This window comes from Streptomyces sp. NRRL F-525 (assembly GCF_000716605.1).
Taxonomy (GTDB): domain Bacteria; phylum Actinomycetota; class Actinomycetes; order Streptomycetales; family Streptomycetaceae; genus Streptomyces.
Genome location: NZ_JNXE01000002.1, coordinates 483,268 through 506,297 on the forward strand (window position 1 = coordinate 483,268; position 23,030 = coordinate 506,297).

23 protein-coding genes and 1 tRNA gene are annotated in these 23,030 nt (G+C 71.2%); 10 read left to right on the forward strand and 14 right to left on the reverse strand.

All coding sequences use genetic code 11. From position 1 onward, the window contains the following. Nucleotides 1-46: 46 nt before the first annotated feature. The 3 genes from OO69_RS05190 to OO69_RS05200 all read left to right on the forward strand — a co-directional run bounded on the left by OO69_RS05190 (nucleotide 47) and on the right by OO69_RS05200 (nucleotide 2,038). Entirely contained in the window at nucleotides 47-922 is an 876-nt protein-coding gene (locus OO69_RS05190; RefSeq protein ID WP_033279181.1) for a helix-turn-helix domain-containing protein, read from the forward strand. A 1-nt stretch (nucleotide 923) separates the two neighbouring features. Then, nucleotides 924-1,160: a DUF397 domain-containing protein gene (locus OO69_RS05195; RefSeq protein ID WP_033279182.1), complete on the forward strand. Its 237-nt coding sequence runs from the start codon at nucleotides 924-926 to the stop codon at nucleotides 1,158-1,160. A gap of 62 nt (nucleotides 1,161-1,222) precedes the next feature. After that, nucleotides 1,223-2,038, forward strand: a complete 816-nt coding sequence (locus tag OO69_RS05200; RefSeq protein WP_033279243.1) for an SAM-dependent methyltransferase — start codon at nucleotides 1,223-1,225, stop codon at nucleotides 2,036-2,038. 79 nt (nucleotides 2,039-2,117) lie between these two features. Here OO69_RS05200 and OO69_RS05205 read toward each other — a convergent pair. The 4 genes from OO69_RS05205 to OO69_RS05220 all read right to left on the reverse strand — a co-directional run bounded on the left by OO69_RS05205 (nucleotide 2,118) and on the right by OO69_RS05220 (nucleotide 5,487). Beyond that, a tRNA-Pro gene (locus tag OO69_RS05205) sits at nucleotides 2,118-2,191 on the reverse strand. A gap of 60 nt (nucleotides 2,192-2,251) precedes the next feature. Next, entirely contained in the window at nucleotides 2,252-3,166 is a 915-nt protein-coding gene (locus OO69_RS05210; protein WP_033279244.1) for a YceI family protein, read from the reverse strand. Between the two features lie 87 nt (nucleotides 3,167-3,253). Further along, nucleotides 3,254-4,000, reverse strand: a complete 747-nt coding sequence (locus tag OO69_RS05215; RefSeq protein WP_033279183.1) for an NUDIX domain-containing protein — start codon at nucleotides 3,998-4,000, stop codon at nucleotides 3,254-3,256. 26 nt (nucleotides 4,001-4,026) lie between these two features. Continuing rightward, the gene (locus tag OO69_RS05220; protein ID WP_033279184.1) at nucleotides 4,027-5,487 is read right to left on the reverse strand and encodes an MFS transporter; all 1,461 of its coding nucleotides are present in this window, start codon (nucleotides 5,485-5,487) and stop codon (nucleotides 4,027-4,029) included. A 148-nt stretch (nucleotides 5,488-5,635) separates the two neighbouring features. Here OO69_RS05220 and OO69_RS05225 point away from each other — a divergent pair, with 148 nt between their 5' ends. Further along, a complete protein-coding gene (locus OO69_RS05225; protein ID WP_033279185.1) occupies nucleotides 5,636-6,214 on the forward strand; it encodes a TetR/AcrR family transcriptional regulator in 579 nt (192 codons plus the stop codon). Between the two features lie 40 nt (nucleotides 6,215-6,254). Here OO69_RS05225 and OO69_RS05230 read toward each other — a convergent pair whose 3' ends face one another. The 3 genes from OO69_RS05230 to OO69_RS05240 are packed head-to-tail and all read right to left on the reverse strand — an operon-like array spanning nucleotide 6,255 to nucleotide 9,966. Continuing rightward, complete coding sequence (locus OO69_RS05230) at nucleotides 6,255-7,325, reverse strand: maleylacetate reductase (protein ID WP_033279186.1); 1,071 nt, start codon at nucleotides 7,323-7,325, stop codon at nucleotides 6,255-6,257. Beyond that, complete coding sequence (locus OO69_RS05235) at nucleotides 7,322-8,179, reverse strand: intradiol ring-cleavage dioxygenase (RefSeq protein WP_033279187.1); 858 nt, start codon at nucleotides 8,177-8,179, stop codon at nucleotides 7,322-7,324. Before OO69_RS05235 ends, OO69_RS05230 begins: the two co-directional genes overlap by 4 nt. A 41-nt stretch (nucleotides 8,180-8,220) precedes the next feature. After that, complete coding sequence (locus tag OO69_RS05240; protein ID WP_033279188.1) at nucleotides 8,221-9,966, reverse strand: FAD-dependent oxidoreductase; 1,746 nt, start codon at nucleotides 9,964-9,966, stop codon at nucleotides 8,221-8,223. A gap of 150 nt (nucleotides 9,967-10,116) precedes the next feature. On the opposite strand from OO69_RS05240, the gene OO69_RS05245 reads away from it, so the two are divergent. Beyond that, entirely contained in the window at nucleotides 10,117-12,069 is a 1,953-nt protein-coding gene (locus tag OO69_RS05245; protein ID WP_051800773.1) for a helix-turn-helix domain-containing protein, read from the forward strand. A 33-nt stretch (nucleotides 12,070-12,102) separates the two neighbouring features. Here OO69_RS05245 and OO69_RS05250 read toward each other — a convergent pair whose 3' ends face one another. After that, entirely contained in the window at nucleotides 12,103-12,615 is a 513-nt protein-coding gene (locus tag OO69_RS05250; protein ID WP_033279245.1) for a hypothetical protein, read from the reverse strand. Between the two features lie 122 nt (nucleotides 12,616-12,737). Here OO69_RS05250 and OO69_RS05255 point away from each other — a divergent pair, with 122 nt between their 5' ends. Continuing rightward, nucleotides 12,738-13,082, forward strand: coding sequence for a cupin domain-containing protein (locus OO69_RS05255; protein ID WP_033279190.1), 345 nt, complete (start codon nucleotides 12,738-12,740; stop codon nucleotides 13,080-13,082). 6 nt (nucleotides 13,083-13,088) lie between these two features. On the opposite strand, the gene OO69_RS05260 is transcribed toward OO69_RS05255, so the two are convergent. Beyond that, nucleotides 13,089-14,120 carry a LacI family DNA-binding transcriptional regulator gene (locus tag OO69_RS05260; RefSeq protein ID WP_033279191.1) on the reverse strand — a complete coding sequence of 344 codons (1,032 nt, stop codon included), beginning with the start codon at nucleotides 14,118-14,120 and terminating at the stop codon, nucleotides 13,089-13,091. A 107-nt stretch (nucleotides 14,121-14,227) separates the two neighbouring features. Here OO69_RS05260 and OO69_RS05265 point away from each other — a divergent pair, with 107 nt between their 5' ends. From OO69_RS05265 to OO69_RS05280, 4 genes are all read left to right on the forward strand, one after another. Beyond that, the gene (locus OO69_RS05265; RefSeq protein ID WP_033279192.1) at nucleotides 14,228-15,403 is read left to right on the forward strand and encodes a phytanoyl-CoA dioxygenase family protein; all 1,176 of its coding nucleotides are present in this window, start codon (nucleotides 14,228-14,230) and stop codon (nucleotides 15,401-15,403) included. An 8-nt stretch (nucleotides 15,404-15,411) separates the two neighbouring features. Further along, nucleotides 15,412-16,200, forward strand: coding sequence for an SDR family oxidoreductase (locus OO69_RS05270; RefSeq protein ID WP_033279193.1), 789 nt, complete (start codon nucleotides 15,412-15,414; stop codon nucleotides 16,198-16,200). A 79-nt stretch (nucleotides 16,201-16,279) separates the two neighbouring features. Further along, nucleotides 16,280-17,284 carry a Gfo/Idh/MocA family oxidoreductase gene (locus OO69_RS05275; protein WP_033279194.1) on the forward strand — a complete coding sequence of 335 codons (1,005 nt, stop codon included), beginning with the start codon at nucleotides 16,280-16,282 and terminating at the stop codon, nucleotides 17,282-17,284. Then, nucleotides 17,281-18,303 (forward strand): Gfo/Idh/MocA family protein, encoded by a 1,023-nt coding sequence (locus OO69_RS05280; RefSeq protein WP_033279195.1) that lies wholly within the window; start codon nucleotides 17,281-17,283, stop codon nucleotides 18,301-18,303. The genes OO69_RS05275 and OO69_RS05280 overlap by 4 nt, the downstream gene beginning before the upstream one ends. On the opposite strand, the gene OO69_RS05285 is transcribed toward OO69_RS05280, so the two are convergent. From OO69_RS05285 to OO69_RS49935, 5 genes are all read right to left on the reverse strand, one after another. Continuing rightward, the gene (locus OO69_RS05285) at nucleotides 18,252-19,979 is read right to left on the reverse strand and encodes a hypothetical protein (RefSeq protein ID WP_033279196.1); all 1,728 of its coding nucleotides are present in this window, start codon (nucleotides 19,977-19,979) and stop codon (nucleotides 18,252-18,254) included. The genes OO69_RS05280 and OO69_RS05285 overlap by 52 nt on opposite strands. Before the next feature lie 85 nt (nucleotides 19,980-20,064). Continuing rightward, nucleotides 20,065-21,090 (reverse strand): Gfo/Idh/MocA family protein, encoded by a 1,026-nt coding sequence (locus tag OO69_RS05290; protein ID WP_199810883.1) that lies wholly within the window; start codon nucleotides 21,088-21,090, stop codon nucleotides 20,065-20,067. Between the two features lie 19 nt (nucleotides 21,091-21,109). Next, the gene (locus OO69_RS05295) at nucleotides 21,110-22,018 is read right to left on the reverse strand and encodes a sugar phosphate isomerase/epimerase family protein (protein WP_033279197.1); all 909 of its coding nucleotides are present in this window, start codon (nucleotides 22,016-22,018) and stop codon (nucleotides 21,110-21,112) included. A 1-nt stretch (nucleotide 22,019) separates the two neighbouring features. After that, nucleotides 22,020-22,934, reverse strand: coding sequence for an ATP-binding cassette domain-containing protein (locus OO69_RS05300; RefSeq protein WP_033279247.1), 915 nt, complete (start codon nucleotides 22,932-22,934; stop codon nucleotides 22,020-22,022). A 5-nt stretch (nucleotides 22,935-22,939) separates the two neighbouring features. Next, nucleotides 22,940-23,030: sugar ABC transporter permease (locus OO69_RS49935; RefSeq protein WP_078652292.1), on the reverse strand; the 91-nt coding region annotated here is incomplete at its 5' end.

A 23,030-nucleotide genomic window follows, 5' to 3' on the forward strand; every position in this document is an offset into this window, starting at 1 on the left:
CCTGCCAGACTGCCGCCCGGAGCTGGAGGCGCAAGGGAGGTAGACCGTGACCGCGGAGACCGACTGGGGCGGAGTCCCGTCCGTCCTGCGCATGATCCTCGGCCGCCAGCTGGAGGAACTGCGGACCCGGGCGGGACTCACGTACGAACAGGCGGGCGAGGCCATCGGCGTCAGCCACTCCACGATCCGCCGGATGGAGGCCGCCAAGGTGGCCCGGCTGCGCCTGGCGGACGCGGAAAAGCTGCTGCAGGTCTATGGGGTGACGGACCGTCAGGAGATCGACACCTTCCTGAAGTCGGTCCGCGAGGCGAGCAAGCGCGGCTGGTGGCACACGTACCGCGACGTCATGCCGGACTGGTTCGCCGCGTATCTGAGCCTGGAGCAGGCGGCGTTGCAGGTCCGCGCCTACGAGAACGAGTTCGTCCACGGGCTGTTGCAGACCGAGGAGTACGCACGGGCCCTGCTCGGCGCGGGCAACCCGCACGCCCCCACCGAGGCCACGGAGCGCCGGGTCGCCCTTCGTATGCGCCGCCAGGAACTGCTGACCCGCGAAGCACCGCCGCGGGTCTGGGTCGTCATGGACGAGACGGTACTGAGGTGGCCGGTCGGGGGTGCCGCGGTGATGCGCGCCCAGGTCGCCCACTTGATCGAGGTCAACCGGCTGCCCCATGTGACGCTGCAGATCATGCCGTTCGCCAACGGCCCGCACCCGGCCATGCGGGCCGGGGCGTTCCACCTCTTCCGGTTCCGGGCGGCCGAACTGCCCGACGTCGTCTATCTCAACGGCCTGGTGGGCGCTGTCTATCTGGACAAGGGCGACGACGTCGTGGTGTACCGCGAGGCCCTGGACCGGCTGGGTGCCCAGGCGGCGCCCGCCCGCAAGACCGAGGCCCTCCTCGGTGCGATTCGCAAGGAGCTCTGACGTGCACCACCCCATACGCAACGGCATACCGTCCCGGAACCTGGGCGCACGCGGCTGGACCAAGCCGTGGAGCGACGACGCCGGCGGCGCCTGCGTGGAAGTGAAGAAGCTCGCCGACGGACGCGTCGCCGTACGCCAGTCGACCGACCCCGACGGCCCGGCGCTGGTTTTCACACCCCGCGAAATGACGAGTTTCGTCACGGGCGTGAAGGCGGGGGACGCCGACTTCCTCCTCTGAACACCCCTTGTTTTACTGAGCGTTGATCCCGAAACTCCACGACTCGCATGGGAGACACGGCGTTGCCCGACAACGGATGGCCGGCCGACCGCATCGACACCGAGCACGCGCACTCCGCGCGGATCTACGACTACATCATGGGCGGGAAGGACTACTACCCCGCCGACAAGGAGGCGGGCGACGCCATGTCCCGGGAGTGGCCCGCGCTCCCGATCCACATGGTCGCCAACCGGGACTGGATGAACCGGGCCGTGCGCTGGCTCGCCGAGGAAGCGGGCGTACGCCAGTTCCTGGACGTCGGCACCGGCATCCCCACCTCCCCGAACCTGCACGAGATCGCCCAGCAGGTGGCTCCCGAGTCACGGGTGGTCTACGTCGACAACGACCCCATCGTCCTCACCCTCTCCCAGGGTCTGCTCTCCAGCACGGCCGAGGGCAGGACGTCGTACATCGAGGCCGACTTCCGTGAGCCGTCCACGATCCTCGACGCGCCGGAGCTGCGCGAGACCCTGGACCTCTCCCGTCCGGTGGCGCTGACGGTGATCGCCATCGTGCACTTCATGCTCGACGCGGACGACGCGGTGGGCGTCGTACGGCGCCTGCTGGAGCCGCTCCCCTCGGGCAGTTACCTCGCGATGTCGATCGGCACCGCCGAGTTCGCGCCGCACGAGGTGGGCCGCGTCGCCCGCGAGTACGCGGCCCGCGACATGCCGATGCGGCTGCGCACCATCGACGAGGCCCACGAGTTCTTCGACGGTCTTGAGCTGGTCGAACCCGGCATCGTCCAGGTCCACAAGTGGCACCCGGACGGCACGGGCGAGCAGGACATACGCGACGAGGACATCGCGATGTACGGGGCGGTCGCGCGCAAGCCGTGACCCCAGCCGGTCCCCGGAAATGATCGAGGGGCGGTTCCGGATTTCTCCGGAACCGCCCCTCATCTACGACTCTGTCGAGTCGGGACGACAGGATTTGAACCTGCGACCCCTTGACCCCCAGTCAAGTGCGCTACCAAGCTGCGCCACGTCCCGCTCGCGCCGCACCCGTCAGTCCGGGTGAACGCGCAGGTAAACCCTACCGCATACGGCGGGTCACTTCGGCGGCGTCGGGGTGTCGTGGGTCCGGTACATCGCCTGGATGTCCAACTCCAGCTGGACGGTGGGTCCCACAACGGCGATGCCCCGGGCCAGCATGCTCCGCCAGTTGAGGGTGTAGTCCTCGCGGTGCAGCTCTGCCGTGGCCAGGGCCGCGCAGCGGAGTTCCTCGGCGTAGCCGCCGTTGACCGTGCCCAGATACGTGGTGTCCAGGTTCACCGAGCGGCTCACGCCGTGCATCGTCAGCGAGCCCTGGAGCGTCCACTTGCTGCCGCCGCGGTAGGCGAACCGGGTGCTGGCGAAGTCGATGTACGGGTAGCGCTCCACGTCGAGGAAGTCGCCGGAGCGCAGGTGGTTGTCGCGCGTGGTGTTGCCGGTGGTGATGCTGGACGCGTCGATACGGACGTGGACCCGGGAGTCGGTCATCTCCTGGGCGACCTGGATACCGCCCTGAAACCGCTCGAACCGGCCGTGCACATGGGCCATGCCGACATGCTTGGCGATGAAGCGGATCGCGGTGTGCGGTGGGTCGAAGAGCCAGGTGCCGGGTGGCGGGAGTTCCTGGGCGCGGCCGGGCTGGAGCCAGACGCGTTCCGTGGGCTCGGCGAACCCGGCGACGATCTCGACCGTCTCCTGGTGCGGCTGGAGACCCTGGGCGGAGACGAGGAGGCTGTAGCGGCCGGGCGGCAGCGCCGCGAGGAAGAAGCCGTACGGGTCGGTCGTACCGGAGGCGGTGACGCGGTGCGAGTCGAGAGCCGTCACCGTCACGTCGGCGGAGGCCATGGGCACGCCCATCGGGTCGACGATCTCCCGGCCGAGGCCGCCCGCGCCGGGCGGGAGGGGGAGCGAGAGGCCCGCCGCCGGGGCGGAGGCGCCTTGGGGCAGCCAGCGCCGGAGCAGTGCGAGGGCCATGGTGATCACCTTTCTTCACAGCAGTCGTACGCTGCCGATCCTGAAGGCATCGCCGCCGCCGCGGGTGTCTCATATCGAGACACCCGTTCATCCGGTCTCCGCGTAGCGACGGACGATCGGCTCCAGGTAGTCCGCGTGCGGGCCGACCAGGAGCGGGAGTTGGGCCGTCGAGTGGATGAGGAAGATGTTGTCCAGCTCCGGCTCGCGGCCCTGGGCCCGCTCCGCCGCCGCCATCGCCTCGAACCGCTCGCGCAGCCGCGCCTCGGGGAGGGACGGGGCGCGGAACAGGACACCGATGCCGCCGTTTCCGGCGCGGGTGACGTTCCAGAAGGTGAGGTCGTCGGGCGAGGTGTCGATGCCGGTCTCCTCGATCAACTCCCGTGCGGCGTGGCGCCGCAGGGCCGCGAGGTCGAGGGGCGCGTCACCCTCGGGCGGCTCCAGCGAGCCTCCCGGCAGCTGCCAACGCCCGGGTGCCGCCGTCGAGTTCGACATCCGGCCGACCAACAGGCGTCCGTCGTCAGCCGGTTGGAGGACGGAGACGAAGAACGACGGCAGCCACGAGGTCGAGAACGGGACGCGTCGGAGGGCGAAGTGCCGGTACGTCGTCCTGACCCAGGAGATGGCGAGGCCGTCCGGTCCCTCCCGCCGCGCACCCGCGCACACCAGGACCGGTCCATCGAAGAAGCTCGGGTTGTCCCGTACCTTCGCGTCCCACACCCGGTCCATCGCCTGCCGCTCCTCGGGCGTGAGCCGAGGAGCGGCGGTCTCGACGAGCCGGAGCCGGTGGACGTCCAGGAGTTCCCCGCCGGAACCCCGCGCACTCTGTTCGATCATCACGTCATGCTGGCATACAGGCCGGGTCAGTTGAGCGCGCCGGGAGCCATCACCGACGCCTCCTCCTCCGCCTTCAGGAGCGCCGACTCGGAGCCCCCGACCGTCTTTCCTCCGCTACGGCCGGACCGTCGCGGCACCAGGAGCGCGGCCAGTGCGGCACCGAGGAGCAGCACCGCGAGCAGCGTGAACCCGTGGGTGTACCCGGAGTCGTAGGGCAGGCCCGAGGGCTGGAGGTGGCCGGTGACCAGGACGCTGGTCACCGCGGCGCCGATCGAGCCGCCGATGGTGCGGATGTTGGCGTTCATGCCGGTGGCGGCGCCGGTCTGCTCGGGCGGGACGCTGCCGACGATGAGGTTGGCCATGGAGGCGAAGGCGAGTCCGATGCCGAGGCCGAAGATGCCTGCCACCAGGGCGATCTGCCACTGCTGGTCGTGCCAGAGGGCGAGGATCGTGCAGGCGACCGCGCCGAGGGCGGCACCGGTGGTGAGCAGGGCCTTGGCGCCGACGATCGGTTCCAGGCGGCCGCTGAGCACGCCCGAGACGAACATCGCGATCAGCATCGGGAGCATGAGGAGTCCGGACGCGGTCACGCTGGCGCCGAAGCCGTAACCGGCGGACGACGGGGTCTGGACGAAGCCGGGCAGGAAGGACCAGATCGCGTACATGCCGGCGCCGAACAGCAGCGCGGCGGTGTTGGTGGTCCACACGGACGGCAGGCGCATCACCTTGAGGTCGATGAGCGGGCTGCTGGAGCGGGCCTCGGACAACAGCCAGGCCGCGAAGAGGACGACGGCCGCGGCGAACAGGCCGACGACCCGCACGGAGCCCCAGCCCCAGATGCCTGCCTGGCTCAGCGGCAGCAGCAGGGCGACCAGCCAGCCGGAAAGGAGTACGGCGCCGAGCCAATTGACGTGCCCCTGGGCGCGGTTGGGCGACTCGGGGACGTAGCGCACGGCGATGAGGGTGGTGACGGCGACGATGCCGACCGGGAACCAGAACAGCCAGCGGTAGTCGAGCGCGGTCACGATGGGCCCTGCGGCCACCATGCCGACGCCACCGCCCGCGGCGATCACGGCGGACAGGTTGCTGATACTGCCCGGCACTCGGGACGCGTCGAACTCGTCGCGGATGATGCCGAAGGACAGCGGGAACAGCGCGCCGCCGACGCCCTGGACGACCCGGGCGATGATCAGCACGCCGATGTTGGGCGCGAGCGCGGCGACCAGACAGCCCGCGAGGACGGCCAGGAGGACGGCGACGAGGGTGCGCTTCTTGCCGACCAGGTCGCCGACGCGGCCGAGTATCGGAGTGAAGACCGAGGCGGACAGCAGGTAGGCCGTCATCACCCAGGTCGCGGTGGACTGGGAGGTGTGGAGCGCGTGCTGGACGGTCGGCAGGGCCGGCGCGATCAGCGACTGCAGCATGGAGAACACGCCCGCACCGGTCGCGAGGACCGCGAAGGTGAGGCGGGAGGACTTGCGGGGCATCGAGAGCCTCTCCGGAACAAGCGAACGGGGGTGCGCCCGCGCATTGCGCTACGGCGGAACGCGCCCACACTGCTAAAGTGGAGGTACCCCTCCACCATAACGGAGGCACACCTCCGGTTCAACCGGGCCCCACCCAAGGGAGGCACCCGTGACGGCCCAGCCGTTCCCCGTCAGCGAGATCGTCGCGGCCCAGAGACCCCACCGCAAGGACGCGGCGCGCAACTACGACGCCCTGCTGACCGCGGCCCGCGAGGCCTTCGCGGAGCACGGCTCGGAGGCGTCGCTGGAGGACATCGCGCGCCGCGCGGGCGTCGGCATCGGCACGCTGTACCGCAATTTCCCGACCCGCCGGACCCTCTTCGAGAGCGTCTACGCGGACGAGGTGAACGCGCTGTGCCAGGTCGCTCTGACCGTCGCCGACCAGGAGCCGTGGGAGGCGCTGGCCTCGTGGCTGAACCGTTTCGCGGGCTACATGGTGACCAAGCAGGCGGTGCGCGAGGCGCTGGACAACGACTCGGAGATCTTCGGGACCTGCCGCGAGTCGATGTTCTCGGCGGGCGGTCCGCTGTTCGAGCGCGCGCAGAAGGCGGGCGTCGCCCGCACGGACATGGATTTCGGTGATCTGCTGCGCCTGGTGGCCGGGGTCACCGGGACGAAGTTCACGGACGACGCCCAGCGCGACCGCGTCCTGGCGATCGCACTGGACGGCGTCCGCACGAACCAGTGACCGCACGAACCACTGACCGCGCAGACCGCCGAACGGCCGTCTATGTGGGGGGTGTTCCCTCGTACGCGGCGCGCAACAGCGCGAGCACCCCGTCCTCGGTGACCGGCCGGGGGTTGGCGTACGCCTGGCTCACCACCTGCGCGGCCGCCGTCGCCAAGTCACTCTCCCTCAGGCCGAGTTCGGCGAGCGAGCGCGGTGCGTCGAGCCGCCGCGCCAGGTCCCACAGGGCGCGCGGGGCATCCTCGGCGTCCAGCGCGCGGGCCACGGTGGCGGCGGCTTCCGGTGCGGCGGGCGCATTATACGCCAGCGCGTACGGCAGCACCACGGTGTGCGTCTCGGCGTGGGGCAGGCCGAAGGTGCCGCCGAGGACGTGGCACAGCTTGTGGTGCAGGCCCATGGTCGTGGCCCCGAGGCAGGAACCGCACAGCCACGCCCCGTACAGCGCACCGCCCCGGGCCGCCAACAACCTTGGTTCGGCGGCCAGTTGGGGCAGCACACTCGAGAGCGCCGCTACGCCTTCCTCCGCCATGAGGCCGATCAGGGGCGAGGTGTCCGGGGCGTACAGGGCCTCCACGGCGTGCGCGATCGCGTTGATGCCGCTGGTCACCGTGAGCGGGACGGGGAGTTCCAGGGTGAGTTCGGGGTCGTAGACGACGCTGCGGGGCAGGACGGCGGGGTCGCGGCCGGTGCGTTTGGCGCCGTTCTCGGTGAGGCCCCAGACCGGGGTCATCTCGGAGCCGGCGTAGGTGGAGGGCACGGCGATCAGCGGGAGGCCGGTGCGCAGGGCGATCGCCTTGCCGAGGCCGACCGCCGAGCCGCCGCCGACCGCTACGCAGCCGTCGGCGCTCAGAGTGCGCGCCAACTCGACCGCGCGGTCGGCGACTTCGACCGGGACGTGCATCTTCGCCTCCGCGTGCACGCCGACGCACACCTCCCCCAGCGAGTCGGCGACCGCCCGCGCGGTCTCGGCACCCCGGGCACCCGAGAGCACCAACACCCGCCGCAGACCGAGCCGTTCGGCCTCACCGGCGGTCGCGGTGAGCGCGGCGCCGGGGCGGAAGACGACGCGCATGGGCTGAGCGTCGTAGGCGAAGTCCAGGAAGTTCTTCATGCTCGGTCCAGGACGAGGTCGAAGCGGGCGTGGCGGAAGGGGTTCTCGATGCCGAACTCCCGTGCCAGGGACGGGTCGTCGGTCGGGGTGAAGTCCTCGACGAGGCTCTGCTTGACGGCGAAGACCGCGTCGGAGTCCAAGTAGTCGCTGCCCGCCACGAAGATGTGGGTGGTGACCGGGGTGTGGCCCTCGACCGAGGCGATGAAGTGGATGTGGGCGGGGCGGTAGGGGTGGCGGCCCGTCGCTTTGAGGAGTTCGCCTACCGGGCCGTCCGTCGGGATGGGGTACGGGCTCGGGACGCAGGTGCGGAACCAGAAGCGGCCCTCGGCGTCCGCGGTGAACAACCCCCGGCCGTTGCCCGGGGGTTGGACGTCCGGCTGCTGCACGTCGTAGAAGCCGTTGCCGTCGGCCTGCCACACGTCGAGGAGCGCGCCGGGGAGCGGGGTGCCGTCGCCGGAGACGATCCGGCCGCTGACCACGCAGGGCTCGCCGCCGCCCAACAGGTCGATGTTCGCGCCGAGTTCGCGGACCGGGGACTCGGTCATGTGGAAGGGGCCCAGCACCGTCGACTCGGTGGAACCGGCCGCATGGTCGCCGTTGATGGTCTCCACCAGCATCGACAGGCCGAGCACGTCCGACAGGAGGATGAACTCCTGCCGGGTGTCCGTGCACATCTTCCCGGTCTCCGTCAGGAAGCCGATCGCCCGCTCCCACTCCGCCTGGGTCAGGCGGGTCTCCCGCGCGAACGCGTGGAGGTGCCGGATCAGACCGGTCAGCAGTTCACGCAGGCGGGGATCGGCCGTCCCCTCCAGACTGGCGACGGCCTCGTCCGTGACGGTGACGTCAGTGGTCATTGCGGCTCCCTACCCTGTGCGAACTGCCCCTGTGTGAAATGTCAGCCGTGCCCGAGGATGCGTCGCAACGCGTCCGTGAGCAACTGTCCCGCGTTCTCGGCCGCGTCGGCGTGGCGGAAAGCGACATAGCCGTCGGGGCGGACGAGGAGGGCGCCCCCGTCGGACACCTCGCTCAGGCGGGCCCAGTCGCCGTACGGGTCGTCGTACTCCTGGCCGGGGCCGATGACGACGGTGGCGATGTCCAGGGAATGCGCCCGCGCCGCGGGCACCCAGGCCTCGCCGCCGATGCCGGTGAGGAGGGTGAAGCGGCCCTTGCCGACCGTGTCGAGGGTCGAGACGGTGCGGGTGCCGGAGGTGATCCAGGCGTGCGGGAGTTTCGCGCCGGGGCGGGAGCTGGGCTGGTGGAACAGTTCGCGGTCGCGTTCGAAGCCTGGGTCGGGCGTGCCGTCGGACACGACCGCGGTCGAACTCTCCGCGGAATAGCGCTGGTTGAGGTCGACGCCGTGCGCGTTGAACTCGTACACCTTGAAGGCGATCGCCTCGCGCAGCGCGGCCCGCTGCTTGGCGGCGGCCGCGGTGGCGTCCTTGCGTGCCTCGATGTTGGCCCACAACTGCTCGGGCGTCTGCGGGGAAAGGCCGTCCAGCGCCTCGAAGATGGGGGCGGTCTCGCCGATGGACTTGTTGGCCCGGGTGACGATCTGCTTGCCGACGGGGGCGCGTTCGGCGTCGTAGGAGTCGAGGAGTTTCGGTGTGGCGGTGCCGTCGAGGACCAGCTTGAGCTTCCACGCCAGGTTGTAGGCGTCCTGGATCGAGGTGTTGGAACCGAGCCCGTTCGACGGCGGGTGACGGTGCACGGCGTCACCGGCGCACAGGACACGGCCGTTGGCGTAGGTCTCGGCGTACATCTCGTTGACCGTCCACGCGGAGGACGACTTGATGGTCACCGGGATGTCGTCGTCACCGACCAACTGCCGTACGACGGACAGCGCGTACTCCTCGGTGAGGTCGGGGGCGCCGGCGCTCACGTCGTAACCCCACACGATCAGCCACTCGTTCCAGGGCTTGACGCAGCGCACCAGGCCCGCGCCGATGCCGCCGACGGTGGCGCCGGGGGCGAGCACCCAGTAGAGGGTGGAGGGCCGGTGCGCGGTGTACTTGCTGAGGTCCGCGTCGAAGACGATGTTGATGCTGCCCGCGACGCCCATCTGGCCGCCCATCGGCAGCCCGGCGTCCTCGGCGACCTGCGAGCGGCCGCCGTCGGCGCCGATGAGGTACTTGGCGCGGATCTGGTACTCGTCGCCGCGCAGTTGGTCCTCGACGGTGACCGTGACGCCGTCCTCGTCCTGGACGAAGGACTTGTAGACCGTGCTGAAGCGGACGTTGGAGCCGCGCGCGAGCGCCGCGTCGATGAGCACCGGTTCCATCAGGTGCTGCGGCATGTCGCACATGCGGGTCGGGCTGGCCAGGTCGTGGGCAGCCTGCACGAGCGGCTCGTTGCCCCAGGAACGGATCCGGCCCAGCTCCTCGCCGGCAAGGCTCGTGCAGAACGTGGTGTTGCCCATCAGGTGCTGCGGTGTCGCCTTGGCCAGCACCTCGTCCTCGACGCCGAGGTCGCGCAGGATCTCCATCGTGCGCTGGTTGGTGATGTGCGCGCGGGGCGTCCTGGTGAGGCGCGAGTAGCGGGTGACGACGATGTGGGGCACGCCGTAGGTGCTCAGCGCCAGCGCGGCACAGGCCCCGGCCGGGCCGCTGCCCACGATCAGTACGTCGGTCTCGACAACGTGCACGGCGGGACGCTCCAGGGGTGAGGCAGAGGTGAGAAAGGCACCGACTCTTCACGATCATGGTGCGGGCCGGACCTGCGCGGGTGTCTCATTACGAGACAGTTACAGCCCCTCGGCGGCCGCCGCCACGGGCCCGATACGGTGAGAGGCGTCATGACCACCCTGGATCACTCCCCCGCCCTCGCCCCGCTCCGCCGGGCACGCGAGCGGTTCCTGAGCGGCCGCCCGCTCCCCGACGACATCCCGGACGAGGTCCTCGCGGCCTGGCGCCGCGCCCGCTTCTTCGGCGTACGGCACGACCTCGATGGACCGGTCCACGAACCCGAACTGCCCACCGATTCCGCCCTGTTGGAGGCGGCGCGGCCGGTGCTGGACCGCATCGCGCCGGCGCTCGGGCACTCGGCGCTGCTCCTCACCGACGAGCGGCTGCGGGTGCTGTGGACCACGGGCGAGGTGCCGGGCGACGACCGCTGCCGCGACCTGTCCGAGCGGGAGGTGGGCCACAACAGCGCGGCCCTCGCCCTGCGCACCCGCCGCCGGGCCGAGGTGCACGGCCCCGAGCACTTCCTCGACGTGTGGCAGGACGTGTCCGCCGTCAGCGTGCCGCTGCTCGCCCCTGATTCCGGGCAGGCACTGGGCACGGTGACCGTGGCGTCCGCCCTGTGCGCGGGTTGCGGCCCGCACCCGGGCGCCGCCCTCGCCGAAGCGACGGCCACGGCGGTCGAAGCGGAACTACTCGCCCGCTCCCGCACCGCCGAACGGGTACTCCTCGACGCCTACACCCGGGCAGTCGCCCACGGCCCGGACCGCGCCATCGTCGCCCTCGACGGCCGCAACCGCCTCATCAGCGAGGCGGCGGTCCGGCTCGCGACACCGCAGGTACTGGCCGCGTTGGAACGGTCCAGCACGAGCGAGCGCGCCTCGGGCGCATGGCCGGCTCAGGACTCGCGGTCGCCTCAGGACGCCGAGGGCGGTCTGGTGGTGGAACGGTCCAACGATGCCGCGCGCCGTCCGAGCCTGGAGCAGCCCGCCGACGCCGGGGGCGGTCCTGCGGTGGAACGGTCCAACGATGCCGAGGGTGGTCGGAGCCGGGAGCGGCAGGCCGACACTGGGTGCGGTTCTGCGCTGGAACGGTCCAACCACGCCGGACGCCGCCCGGTCCCGGAGCAGTCCTACGCCCTGACGTTCCCCGCCGACGCCGGATGCACCGCCGAGATCACCCCTGTACGGCATGAGGGCCGCGTCCTCGGGATCATCGCCGTGCTGGAAGCGCGCGCCGCCGAAGTGCCGGTGCCGCGTCTCGTGCCGCGCCCGGCGCTGGCGCTCGCGGGTGGTTCGGTGCCGTGGCGGCACGCGGTCGCGCGGGCGGTGGAGCTGGCCCGGGTGCACGAGCCGCTCCTGCTGACCGGAGAGCGCGGGAGCGGCAAGACCGCGCTGGCCCGTGAACTGCTCGGCGGGACCGTGCCGTTGGTCGCCGATGCCGCCGAGTCGCCCGAACTCGGCGTGAAGTACAGCGAGTTGGCCGACGGCCGCCCGCTCCTCCTGCGGCACGCCGAACGGCTCGCCCAGCCGGACGTCGCCGCACTCAACTCGCTGCTCGACGAACACCCCGACGTCTATCTGCTGATCACCTACACGCCCGGAACTCCCCCGGGCCCGTGCTTCCAGCGCCTCCTGGACACCTTGGCGGCCCGGTCGGTGACCGTGCCCGCGTTGCGTGAACGCCCGGAGGACGTACGGGAGTTGCTGCCGGTCCTCGCGCCCCGCCCGGCCCCGGGACAGCCGCCGCTCACCTGGACGCTGGACGCGTTGCGGGCCCTGGAGGAACACCCCTGGCCCGGCAACGTCACCGAACTCGCGCATGTGGTCAGGGCGTTGGCGGAACACCGGCGGGTCACCGGCCCGGTGCGGCGGGCCGAACTGCCCGATCCCGTCCGGGAGGGACCGGCGGCCCGGCGGCTCAGCCCGATGGAACATGCCGAACGCACCGCGATCCTGGCCGCGTTGCGTCGGCACGGGGGCAACAAGGCGCGGGCGGCTGCCGCGTTGGGGATCGGGCGGGCGACGCTGTACCGCAAGCTGCGGGGTTACCGGGACCTGCCGTAGGCGTCCGGCGTTTGGCGAACAGACCGAACGGGCCTATTTGATCAGGGCGTTGGCCACCACGACCACCACCCCCAGCAGCGCGTCCACCGCCCCGATGACCACGGCCGCCACCCAACTCCGCGCCGACCAGCGGGCCGTGACCAGTCCCAGGCAGAACAGCAGCGCGATGTTGAGGACGAACGCCGCGTACTCGACGCCGTTCGCGGGCCACCAGCCCCAGCCCGCCCCGGCGAGCAGCAGCACGGTCGGCAGCGCGGCGGCGACCAGGGGCCACTCGTCGCGCAGGGTGCGCAGGGCGTCCCAGCGGCGGTGCGGGGCGCGCTCGGCGATGTAGTGGGCGTACCCGTGGGCGAGCGCCGAGGCCGCGGCGGTCACCAGCAGCCACAGGGCGTCGTAGCGGCGGCTGGCCCTGTCGGTGTGGCCGTACTGGGTGAGCGCGGCGACCATCGAGCAGGCGAGGACGGAGCCGTAGACGCCTCCGAAGAGGATGTTCTCCCGGGTCTCGTGCGGGTGCCGCTCGGGGACGGCCGCCGTGGTCTGCGCCATGCCCTCCACGATCACCCGGCCCCGCCCGGGCCGCCACTCCGCGACGAAGTGTCCCCCCACCTGGGCCGATACCCCACACAGTGTCCACGCCTGGACCGGTCCACCCCGGCTAGGGTCGCGGCATGACGCACAGTTTCGTAGTCCGCATCCCCGACGCCGAGCTCGAACCCGAGCCGCTCGACCCGGCGCAGATCGTCTCCGGTACGCCCGAGGTCACCGGGAAGGTCGTGTGGGAGTCCGAGGACGGCAAGCAGGTCCGCGGGATCTGGCAGATCACGCCTGGCGTGGTCACCGACACGGAGGCGGACGAGCTGTTCGTCGTGATCAGCGGGTCGGCCACGATCGAGGTCGAGGGCGGGGAGACGCTGACGGTCGGTCCCGGGGACATGGCCGTGCTGCGCGAGGGCGACCGTACGACCTGGACCGTTCACGAGACGCTGCGCAAGGCGTACGCGATCAATCTCTGAACGGGCTCAACTCAGCGTCGACACAGGCAAGTTGTAGGGCGTGACGACCTGGATCGCGGACGGCAGGGCCGGTCCCGCGGGCGGCAGGGCGTCGTGGGCGCGCATCACGATGCGGCAGGCCTCGCGGACGTCCTGGCGCAGGTCGTGGTGGAGAACGGCGGACAGTTGCTGCTCGTGCAGCAGCCGGGTGTTGTCGTGGTCGAGGTCGTGCGCGACGAACACGGCGCACTCGCGGCCGAGGTCGGCGAAGGCGCGCAGGGTCGCGATGTTGCCGCCGCCGATCGAGTAGACCGCGCGGATGTCCGGGTCGCGCTTGAGGGCGTCCCGGACGAGTTCGTACTGGGTGGCGTCCAGCCCGTGGCCCTCGGTGATCTCGACGAGCGCCCGTTCCGGGTAGCGGGCGCGCATGGTGCTGCGGAAGCCCATCTCGCGCTCCTCCTCGTTGCGGAAGAAACCGCTGCTCAGGCTGGTGAGAACGTTGCCGGGGCGGTCGCCGAGCCACTGGCCCATCAGGTACGCGGCCGTCGCGCCCGCCGCCCGGTTGTCTATGCCGACGTAGGCCAGGCGGGCGCTCGCGGGCAGGTCGGTGACCAGGGTGACGACCGGGATACCGGCGGCGACGAGCCGGCCGACGGCGGCGGTGATCTCGGGGACGTCCGGCGCCTTGAGGATGACGCCCTGCGAGCCGCGCCGCGCGATCCGGTCCAATGTCCCGACCAGCTCCTTCACCGGCGCGGTCTCCCGGAAGTGGAAGCGTGAGCGCACGACGGCCGGGTGCAGGTCGGGCAGCTCGGCCTCCAGCGCGTTCCGTACGGCGGTGGAGAAGCGCTCCGGCGTCTGCATCACGATGTCGATCATGAACGTACGGCCGACGAGCCTGACCTGGGTGCGCTGCCGGTCGAGATCGGCGATGGCCTGGCGCACCTCACGCTCGGTGCTCTCGCGCACACCGCCCCTGCCGTTCAGCACGCGGTCCACGGTGGCCTCGCTGAGACCCGCCTGACGTGCGATTTCCCGGATCGGGAAGGGGTGTCCCACCGGTCGTCTCCTTGAGGGGTTTTTGATGGCTGGCTGCTGGTTGTTCGAAGGGTTTGTACTGACAAGAATGACAGGAGCGCACCGCTCCGTGACCCGAGGGGACGACGATGTCCTTCACATCAGCAGAAACCCGCGCCTGGCTCACCGAGCAGGACTGCGACCTCGACACCTTCCGCGCCCTCGTCGAGCAGCCGACCGACCTGGCCGACTTCCCGTACGCGTCCTCGGTCGAGCGGAACGTCCTCGTCTACGACAGCGACCGGCTCCGCAAGTCGGTGGCGGCCGGTGAGCGCCGCGAGGTGCAGACCGAGCTGGTACGGGCGTTCGCCGAGGGGCCCGGCATCGTGGTCCTTCAGGGTGCCTTCCCGGATCTGTCGGTCGTGGACCGTTCCACCGAGGTGTTCGAGGCCCTGATCGCCGAGCAGCGCGCGTCGGGCGCGGGCGCCGGGGACCACTTCGCGAAGCCGGGGGCCAACGACCGGGTGTGGAACGCGCTGGAGAAGGCCGCGCTCTACGACCCGGAGGCGTTCGCCGACTACTACGCGAACGACATCCTGGCCCTGGTGTCCGTCGCGTGGCTCGGCCCCGGCTACCAGGTGACCTCGCAGATCAACGTGGTCCACCCGGGCGGTGCCGCACAGACCGTGCACCGCGACTACCACCTCGGGTTCCTCACGAACGAGGCCGCCGCCGGGTATCCGGCGCACGTGCACCGTCTCTCCCCCGTGCTCACGCTCCAAGGGGCGGTCGCGCACTGCGACATGCCGGTCGAGTCGGGGCCGACGATGTACCTGCCGCACTCCCAGAAGTTCGAGCCGGGCTATCTGGCGTGGCGACTCCCGGAATTCCAGGCCTACTTCGAGGCCAACCACATCCAACTCCCGCTCGCCAAGGGCGATGCCGCGTTCTTCAACCCCGCGCTTTTCCACGCGGCCGGCACCAACCGCACGGCGGACGTACGGCGGATGGCCAACCTGCTCCAGGTGTCGTCCGCGTTCGGGCGCGCGATGGAGACGGTGGACCGCGAGGCCGTCAGCAACGCGGTCTTCCCGGTGCTGCTCAAGCGCAAGGCCGAGGGCGTGGGCGAGGAGTGGCTGGACTCGGTCGTCGCGGCGAGCGCCGAGGGCTATCCGTTCCCGACCAACCTCGACAACGACCCGCCGGTCGAGGGGCTGGCTCCTCCTTCGCAGGCCGACCTCGTGCGGCGCGCGGTGCGTGAGGGGTGGGACCCGCAGGCGCTCCGCGGGGAGCTGCGGACCGGTGCCGAGCGGCGCGAGAGCTGAGGAACACCATGGGATCCACGGAACATACGGGGCTCACGGGGCTCCTCGACGACAAGGTCCTCCTCGTCAACGGCGGCAGCCAGGGCGTGGGCGCCGCGATCGTCCGGGCGGCGGTGCGCGAGGGTGCGACCGTCGTCTTCACCGGCCGCCGCGCGGACGTGGGCGAGAAACTCGCCGCGGACACCGGCGCCCGCTTCGTGCGGGCCGACCTCTCCGATCCGGCACAGGCACGCGACAGCGTCGTACAGACCGCCGAGGTCTACGGGCGTATCGACTGCCTCGTCAACGCGGCGGGGCTGACCTCGCGCGGCTCGCTGCTGGACACCCCGCCGGAACTGTTCGACCAGCACATGGCGATCAACCTGAAGGCACCGTTCTTCGCGATGCAGGCCGCCGTCGCCGACATGACCTCCCGATCCGCACCCGGCACGATCGTCAACATCGGCTCCAACTGCGCCCACGGCGGCCCCCCTTACCTCGCCCCGTACTCCACCGCCAAGGCCGGCCTCGCGGGCCTGACCCGCAACGCCGCGCACGCGCACCGCTTCGACCGGATCCGCATCAACACCGTCAACATCGGCTGGACCGACACCGAGGGCGAGGACGCGACGCAGCGGGCCTTCCACGGCGCGGGCGACGACTGGCGCGAGCAGGCCGCCGCCCGTCAGCCGATGGGCAAGCTCGGCCAGCCGGACGAGATCGCCGACTTCGTGGTGTTCCTGCTGTCGGACCGGTCCGGGGTGGTCACCGGTTCGGTGATCGACTGGGACCAGAACGTCCTGGGCGCCCTCGACTGACCTGCACCCTCCGGCAATTGGACCGCTCCAAGACAACCACCGCACGACACCCGCACCTCTCAAGAAAGCAAGAGCCCTCATGCGCATCGGAATCCTCGGCCTCGGCCGCATCGGCGCCTTCCACGCCGAGACCCTGTCCGGACTCGACGTCGTCGAGTCCCTCGTCGTGGCCGACCCGTTCGCGGAGGCCGCCAAGAAGGCCGCCGAGCGCTTCGGCGCCGAGGTCGCGGACTCCCCCGAGGCCGTGCTGGCCGCCGGGGTCGACGGTGTCGTCGTCGCCGCGGCGACCGACGCCCACCCGGGCCTGATCCTGGCCGCCGTCGAGGCGGGCATCCCCGTCTTCTGCGAGAAGCCCGTCGCCAAGACGATGGCCGAGGGCGTCAAGGTCCTCAAGGCCGTCGAGGGCAGCAGCGTTCCGATCCAGATCGGCTACAACCGCCGCTTCGACGCCGGTTTCGTCAACGCGCGCGCCGCCGTGCAGTCCGGCGAGCTGGGCAAGCTGCACACCGTGCGCTCCACCACGCTGGACCCGGCGCCGCCGCCGGCCGCGTACATCGCCGCGTCCGGGGGCATCTTCCGGGACTGTTCCGTGCACGACTTCGACATCATCCGCTGGGTCACCGGCCGTGAGGTCACCGAGGTGTACGCGGTCGGCGGCAACCGGGGCGCCGAGTACATCAAGGAGGCGGGCGACGCCGACACCACCGGCGCGATCCTGACCCTCGACGACGGCACCATCGCGGTGGTCTCCAACTCCCGCCACAACGCCCGGGGTTACGACGTCCGCATGGAGATCCACGGCTTCACGGACTCCATCGCGGTGGGCCTGGAGGACAAGCTGCCGCTGCGCTCGGTCGAGCCCGGCGTGACCTTCCCGGCGGGCACCCCGCACGACTTCTTCATGGACCGGTTCACGGCCGCCTACCGCGCCGAACTCACCGCGTTCACCGAGGTCGTCGCCGGCACCCGCCCCTCCCCCTGCACGGTCGCGGACGCCCTGGAGGCCGGCTGGATCGCCGACGCCTGCACCCTGTCGCTGCACGAGCACCGCCCGGTCACCATCCAGGAGGTACGGGAGGCATGAGCGGTCCGGGCCGGGAACCACTGCGCATCGGAGTACTGGGAGCGGCTCGGATCACCGAGCAGTCCCTGATCGGTCCGGCCCGGACCACCGGCCACCGCATTGTCGCGGTGGCCGCGCGGGACCGGTCCAGGGCGGAGGCGTACGCCGCCGCGCACCGCGTCGAACGGGTGGCGGACTCGTACGCCGACCTGATCGCCGACCCGGAGGTGGAGGTCGTCTACAACCCGCTCGCCAACGGCCTGCACGGTCCGTGGAACCTCGCCGCGCTCGCGGCGGGCAAGCACGTCCTGTCGGAGAAGCCGTCGGCGAGCAACGCGGAGGAGGCGGCCGAGGTGAGGGAGGCCGCCGCGAAGGCCGGAACGGTCTTCATGGAGGCGTTCCACTACCTCTTCCACCCGGTCACCCGGCGCCTGCACGAACTGCTGGCCTCCGGTGAACTCGGCGAACTCCGGCACGTCGAGACGCTCGTGGCGATCCCGGCCCCGCCGGACACCGACCCGCGCTGGTCCCTGGACCTGGCCGGCGGCGCCGTGATGGACCTGGGCTGCTACAGCCTGCACGCCCTGCGCACGCTGGCCCCCTGGGCGGGCGGCGCACCCCGCCTCGTCTCGGCCCGCGGCGGCGAACACGCGGGCGCCCCGGGCGTCGACGAGTGGCTGGACGCCAACCTCGTCTATCCCAGCGGCGCCACGGGCACCGCCCGCTGCCACATGGCGTACGACGAACTGGTCATGAGCTGCCGCATCACCGGCAGCCGGGGCGAGGCCTTCGCCCCGAACTTCGTCCTCCCCCAGCTGGACGACCGCGTCGTCATCCGCACCACGGACGGCGAACGCACGGAACGCCTCGGCCGCCGCTCGTCGTACACCTACCAACTGGAGGCGTTCGCCGCCCGGTTGAGGAACGGCGCGCCCCTGCCCCTGGGACCGGACGACGCGGTCGCGACGATGACCCTCATCGACGAGGCCTACCGCGCGGCGGGGTTCGCGCCCCGGCCGCGGGTGTCGGTTCTGCGGTAGACGAAGGTCGGGTACGGCTGCCCGACCAACCGCTCCCACGCCCGGACGATGTCGATGTCGTCCGGGCATTCCGCACGGGCCCGGGCGAACGTGATGACGCAGCGGGCGTGGACGTCGGGGGCATCGCTGCGGCGGGTGAGAGCGAGGAGGGAGCGCAGGGCGGCGACCGCCTCCTCGGGCCGACCGGCGCCCAGCCCGGCCAGCGCCGCCCTGGTGAGCGCGACGGACAGACCGGAGACCGTGAGCGCCAGGTCGGCGTCCGTACCGGGGTCTCCGGGCGGGTCCCGCAGGAACGACTCCGCCTCCTCGTAGCAGGCCACGGCGGCCAGGTGGTCGCCGGTACGGCCGAGAGCCCGGGCGAGGACCCGCAGCCGACGCGCGATCAGCGCACGGTAGGTCGCGCGGTCGGACTCGACGAACGGGCGGGTGAGCGCCACGGCTTCACGGGCGTTCGACACGGCCGACTCCACGTCCTCCGCGTCCTGCTGACGAGCACTCAAGTTGGCGAGGAGGCGGGCCAGTTGGTCTTCGGGATGCGGGGCGCGCCGGGATGCGGCCACGGCGCCTTCCGTGTCCGCCAAGGCCATGAGGCGGTCGCCGCTTCGCGTGTGGCAGTCGGCCAGGTTGTCCAGGACATCGGCGAGCAGTCCCGCGAAGGCCTCCGGGCGGTCGGCCGCGAGGCGGGTGTACAGGTCGGCCAACTCCGTGAGGATGCTCAACTCGTCGTCGCGCGCCTCCTGTTCGGTGAGCATGACGGCCCGGCAGCGCAACGCCTCGGCGAGCCGCTCGGGCTGGTCGGTGAGTTCACGGGCCTCGGCGACCGCCTCGTCCGCGCTGGTGCGCGCGGCGGCGAAAGCGCCCGTGGCTCTGTGGCAGTAGGCCAGGTCCGTGAGGTGCCGGACGCGCAACGGCAGCACGAACCCGGGGTAGAACCTCGCGCCCACCCCGTAGACCTCGTCCCTCGCCTCGGGGCCCAGCGCCAAGGCGTCCTCGTACCGGCCGAGGGCCCGCAGTCCGCCGGTCAACTCGACGAGTACCTGGGGCCGTAGACGCATGTGACGCGCCAACTCCCGCACTGACATGGCCCGCAGCAGCGCGGCGCACTCCTGGTACACGGCGACGGCCTCCGCCGTACGGCCGAGGGCCGCGAACGCGAGCGCCTGTGTGTGCAAGGCGCCCGCCAGCGTGCCCAGTTGCCGGTCGCGGGGCCGGGGTGGCGCCATGCCGCGGTGCAGCGCCACGCACTCCCGGGCGGGCGCCAGAGCCTCCTCCGGCCGGCGGCCGTGGACGAGTACCTGTGCCCGCGTCTGGACGGCGCACGCGGTCAGCGCGGGCGACAGCCGCGCGCCCGGTACGGCCGCGGCCGCGTCCGCCGCCGTGCTCGCCTCCGCCAACCGCTCCGACAGCACCAGGACGCGGGCGTGCACGACCAGAGCCCGGCTCAGCGCGTCCCGGTGGCGTTGCGCGGAGTGGGCCCGATCGGCCATCGGCCGGTACACGGCGACCGCTTCCTCGGCCCAGACCGACCGACGGGCGAAGCTCGGCTCGCGCAGCAGCACCCAGCCGGGGGCCGCGCAGTGCAGCAGCGCGGCCCCGAGCAGCGCACCGCCCACACCGGGAGGAGTCACTCGTGCCGTCACGCGCAGCAACGGCAGCAGCATCCGCACCGGCCCCATCCGCGCCCCCGCCCTCCTCGTTCGAGGACAAAAGACGGCTGAGAGTGGGCAGTTGGTTGCAGGGCAAGCCGCCCCGCCGGAGCGGCTACCGGTAGAACCCGGGCCGCTCCACCAACTCCACCTCCACCCGAACCCCTTCCTCCAGCGCCCGGACGCCCGCCTCGCACACGGCCGCCGCCGCGTACCCGTCCCACACGCTCGGCCCGGTCACCTCGCCGCGGCGGGTCGCGTCGACCCAGGTCTGGATCTCACGGTCGTAGGCGTCGGCGAAGCGTTCGACGAAGTCCTGGGCGATGGTGCCGCCCCAGCGGCCGGCCATGTTGGTGACCATGGCGTGGCCGTCGCCGATGCGGGCAGTGCCGCGTTCGCAGACGACCTCGGCCTGGACCTGGTAGCCGAAACCGCAGTTGACGAACATCTCGACGTCGACGATCGCGCCGCAGTCGGTCTCGAAGACGACGAACTGCGGGTCCTGGAGGCCCTCCGGGGCGCTCGCCGTGGGGCGCGGCCGCAGCACCGTCACGGCGGTGATCTCCTGGCCGAGCAGCCAACGGGTCGCGTCGGTCTCGTGCGCCACGGAGTCGCTGATCAGCATGGAGCTGGTGAAGAAGGGCGGGCTGGCCGCGTTGCGATGCCGGTTGTGCAGCATCAGCGGGCGGCCCAACTGGCCTGTCTCCAGCAGGGACTTGAGTTTCATGTACTCGGCGTCGTAGCGCCGCATGAAGCCGACCTGCACCCGGCGGTGGCCGAGACGTGTCTCCGCCTCCATCACCCGGAGCGCCGAGGCCGCGTCCGGCGTGAGCGGCTTCTCGCACAGGACCGGGAGGTCGTGCTCGAAGGCCGCGAGCAGGGCCGCCTCGTGGGCGGGGCCCGGTGAGGCGATCAGGACCGCGTCGACGTCGGCCGCCGCCATCGCGGCGGCCGGGTCGGTGTACGCGGTGCAGCCGTCGATGCCGGACGCGATCCGTTTGGCGCGCTCGGCGTCGACGTCCACGACCGCGGTCACCCGGGCTCCGTTGACCACGTCCTGGATCCTGCGGACGTGGTCGGCGCCCATCTTTCCGGTTCCGACGACTGCCACTCCGAGCGTGTCGCGCGGGCTGATGGCCATCGGCCGTCCTTTCACATGGTCAGGCACCGCAGGAACGGAGGAACTTGCGGGTGCGCTCCGCGATGGGGAGCGGCTTGTCCGGCTCGCACGGGTACATGTCCTGCTCGACGATCGCGAACAGTTCCACGCCCAGGCGCTGCGCCGCGATCAGCACCGGCTCCAACTCCGGTACGCCGGACGGCGGTTCACACATCACCCCGCGCGCCACGGCCGGCCCGAACGGCACCTCGTTCTTGACGACGTCGGCCAGGATCTCCGGGTCGACCTGCTTGAGGTGCAGATAGCCGATGCGTTCGCCGTACGTCTCGATCAGCTTGACGCTGTCGCCGCCGCAGTAGGCGTAATGCCCGGTGTCCAGGCAGAGGTTGACCAGTTCGGAGTCGGTCGAGTCGAGGAAGCGCTCGACGTGGTCCTCGGTGTCGAGGTGGGTGTCGGCGTGCGGGTGGACGACGATGTCGAGCCCGTACGCCTCCTTGACCTCGTGCCCGAGCCGCTCCATGCCCTTGGTGAGGTGGGCCCACTGCTCGCCGGTCAGCTCCGGCGGCTCCAGGATCTCGGCGGTCTTGTCGTCCCGCCAGAAGGAGGGGATGACGACCAGGTGCCGCGCGCCCATCTCCTGGGTGAGCGCGGCGACTTGGCTGACGTGCTCCCATGTCGCGTCCCACACGGACGGGCCCCGGTGCAGGCCGGTGAAGACCGTGCCCGCGGAGACCTTCAGGTCACGTCGGGCGATCTCGTCCGTGAGCCGGGCCGGGTCGGTCGGCAGATAGCCGTACGGGCCCAGCTCGATCCAGGAGTAGCCGGCCTGCGCGACCTCGTCCAAGAACCGTTGCCACGGCACCTGTTGGGGGTCGTCCGGGAACCACACACCCCACGAGTCGGGGGCCGAGCCGACCCGGATGCGGTCCAGGAAGGGACGGTCCGACATGTCAGGCGGTCCCTTCGGGAGACGCGGCCACCGGCGCCTTCAGGGACTTCGCGTCGGGGAGCTCCTCGACGTCGACACCGCGCACCTGGGACAACTCGTGCTTGAGCGCGGCGAGTTCGGTGCCGCCGGCCATGTGGTTGGTGAGCTCTTCGAGGGTGATCTCGCTGCGCTCCGCCGACAACTCCATCGTGCCCAGACGCAGGACGCTGAAGTGGTCGCCGACCATGTAGGCGTGGTGCGGGTTGTGCGTGATGAAGATGACCCCGAGGCCGCGTTCACGGGCTGCGGCCACGTACTTCAGCACCACACCGGACTGCTTGACACCGAGCGCGGCGGTCGGCTCGTCCAGGATCAGAACGCGGGCCCCGAAGTAGACGGCACGGGCGATCGCCACACACTGACGCTGACCACCCGACAGGGTGCCGATGGGCTGGTCCAGGTTGTCCAGGACGATGCCCATGTTCCGCAGCTCTTCGTCCGCGGTCTTCTTCATCCGCTCGATGTCGAGACGACGTACGGGCCAGGGGCCCTTGGTCATCTCGGAGCCGAGGAAGAAGTTGCGCCACACCGGCATCAACGGCACGACGGCCAGGTCCTGGTAGACCGTCGCGATACCGCGGTCCAACGCCTGACGCGGGGTGGTGAAGTGCACGGGCCCGCCGTCGACGAGGAACTCGCCCTCGGTGTGCTGGTGCAGCCCGGAGATGATTTTGATCAGGGTCGACTTGCCCGCGCCGTTGTCACCCAGCACGCAGGTGACCTGGCCCGGGCGGACCGCGAGGTCGACGCCGTGCAGGGCGCGGACGTTGCCGTAGGACTTGCCCGCGTTGCGCAGTTGGACGATCGGCGCATCGGCGTCGCTCGGCGCCTTGTCTTCGAGGATGGCGCCGTGAGTGCCGGATTCGTTGCTTGCCATGAAGGTCACCTCCGGGTCGCGGTGCGCTGGACCCACAGATTGATGAGGACGGCGCCCAGGAGCATCACGCCGAGGAACGCCTTGAACCAGTCGGGG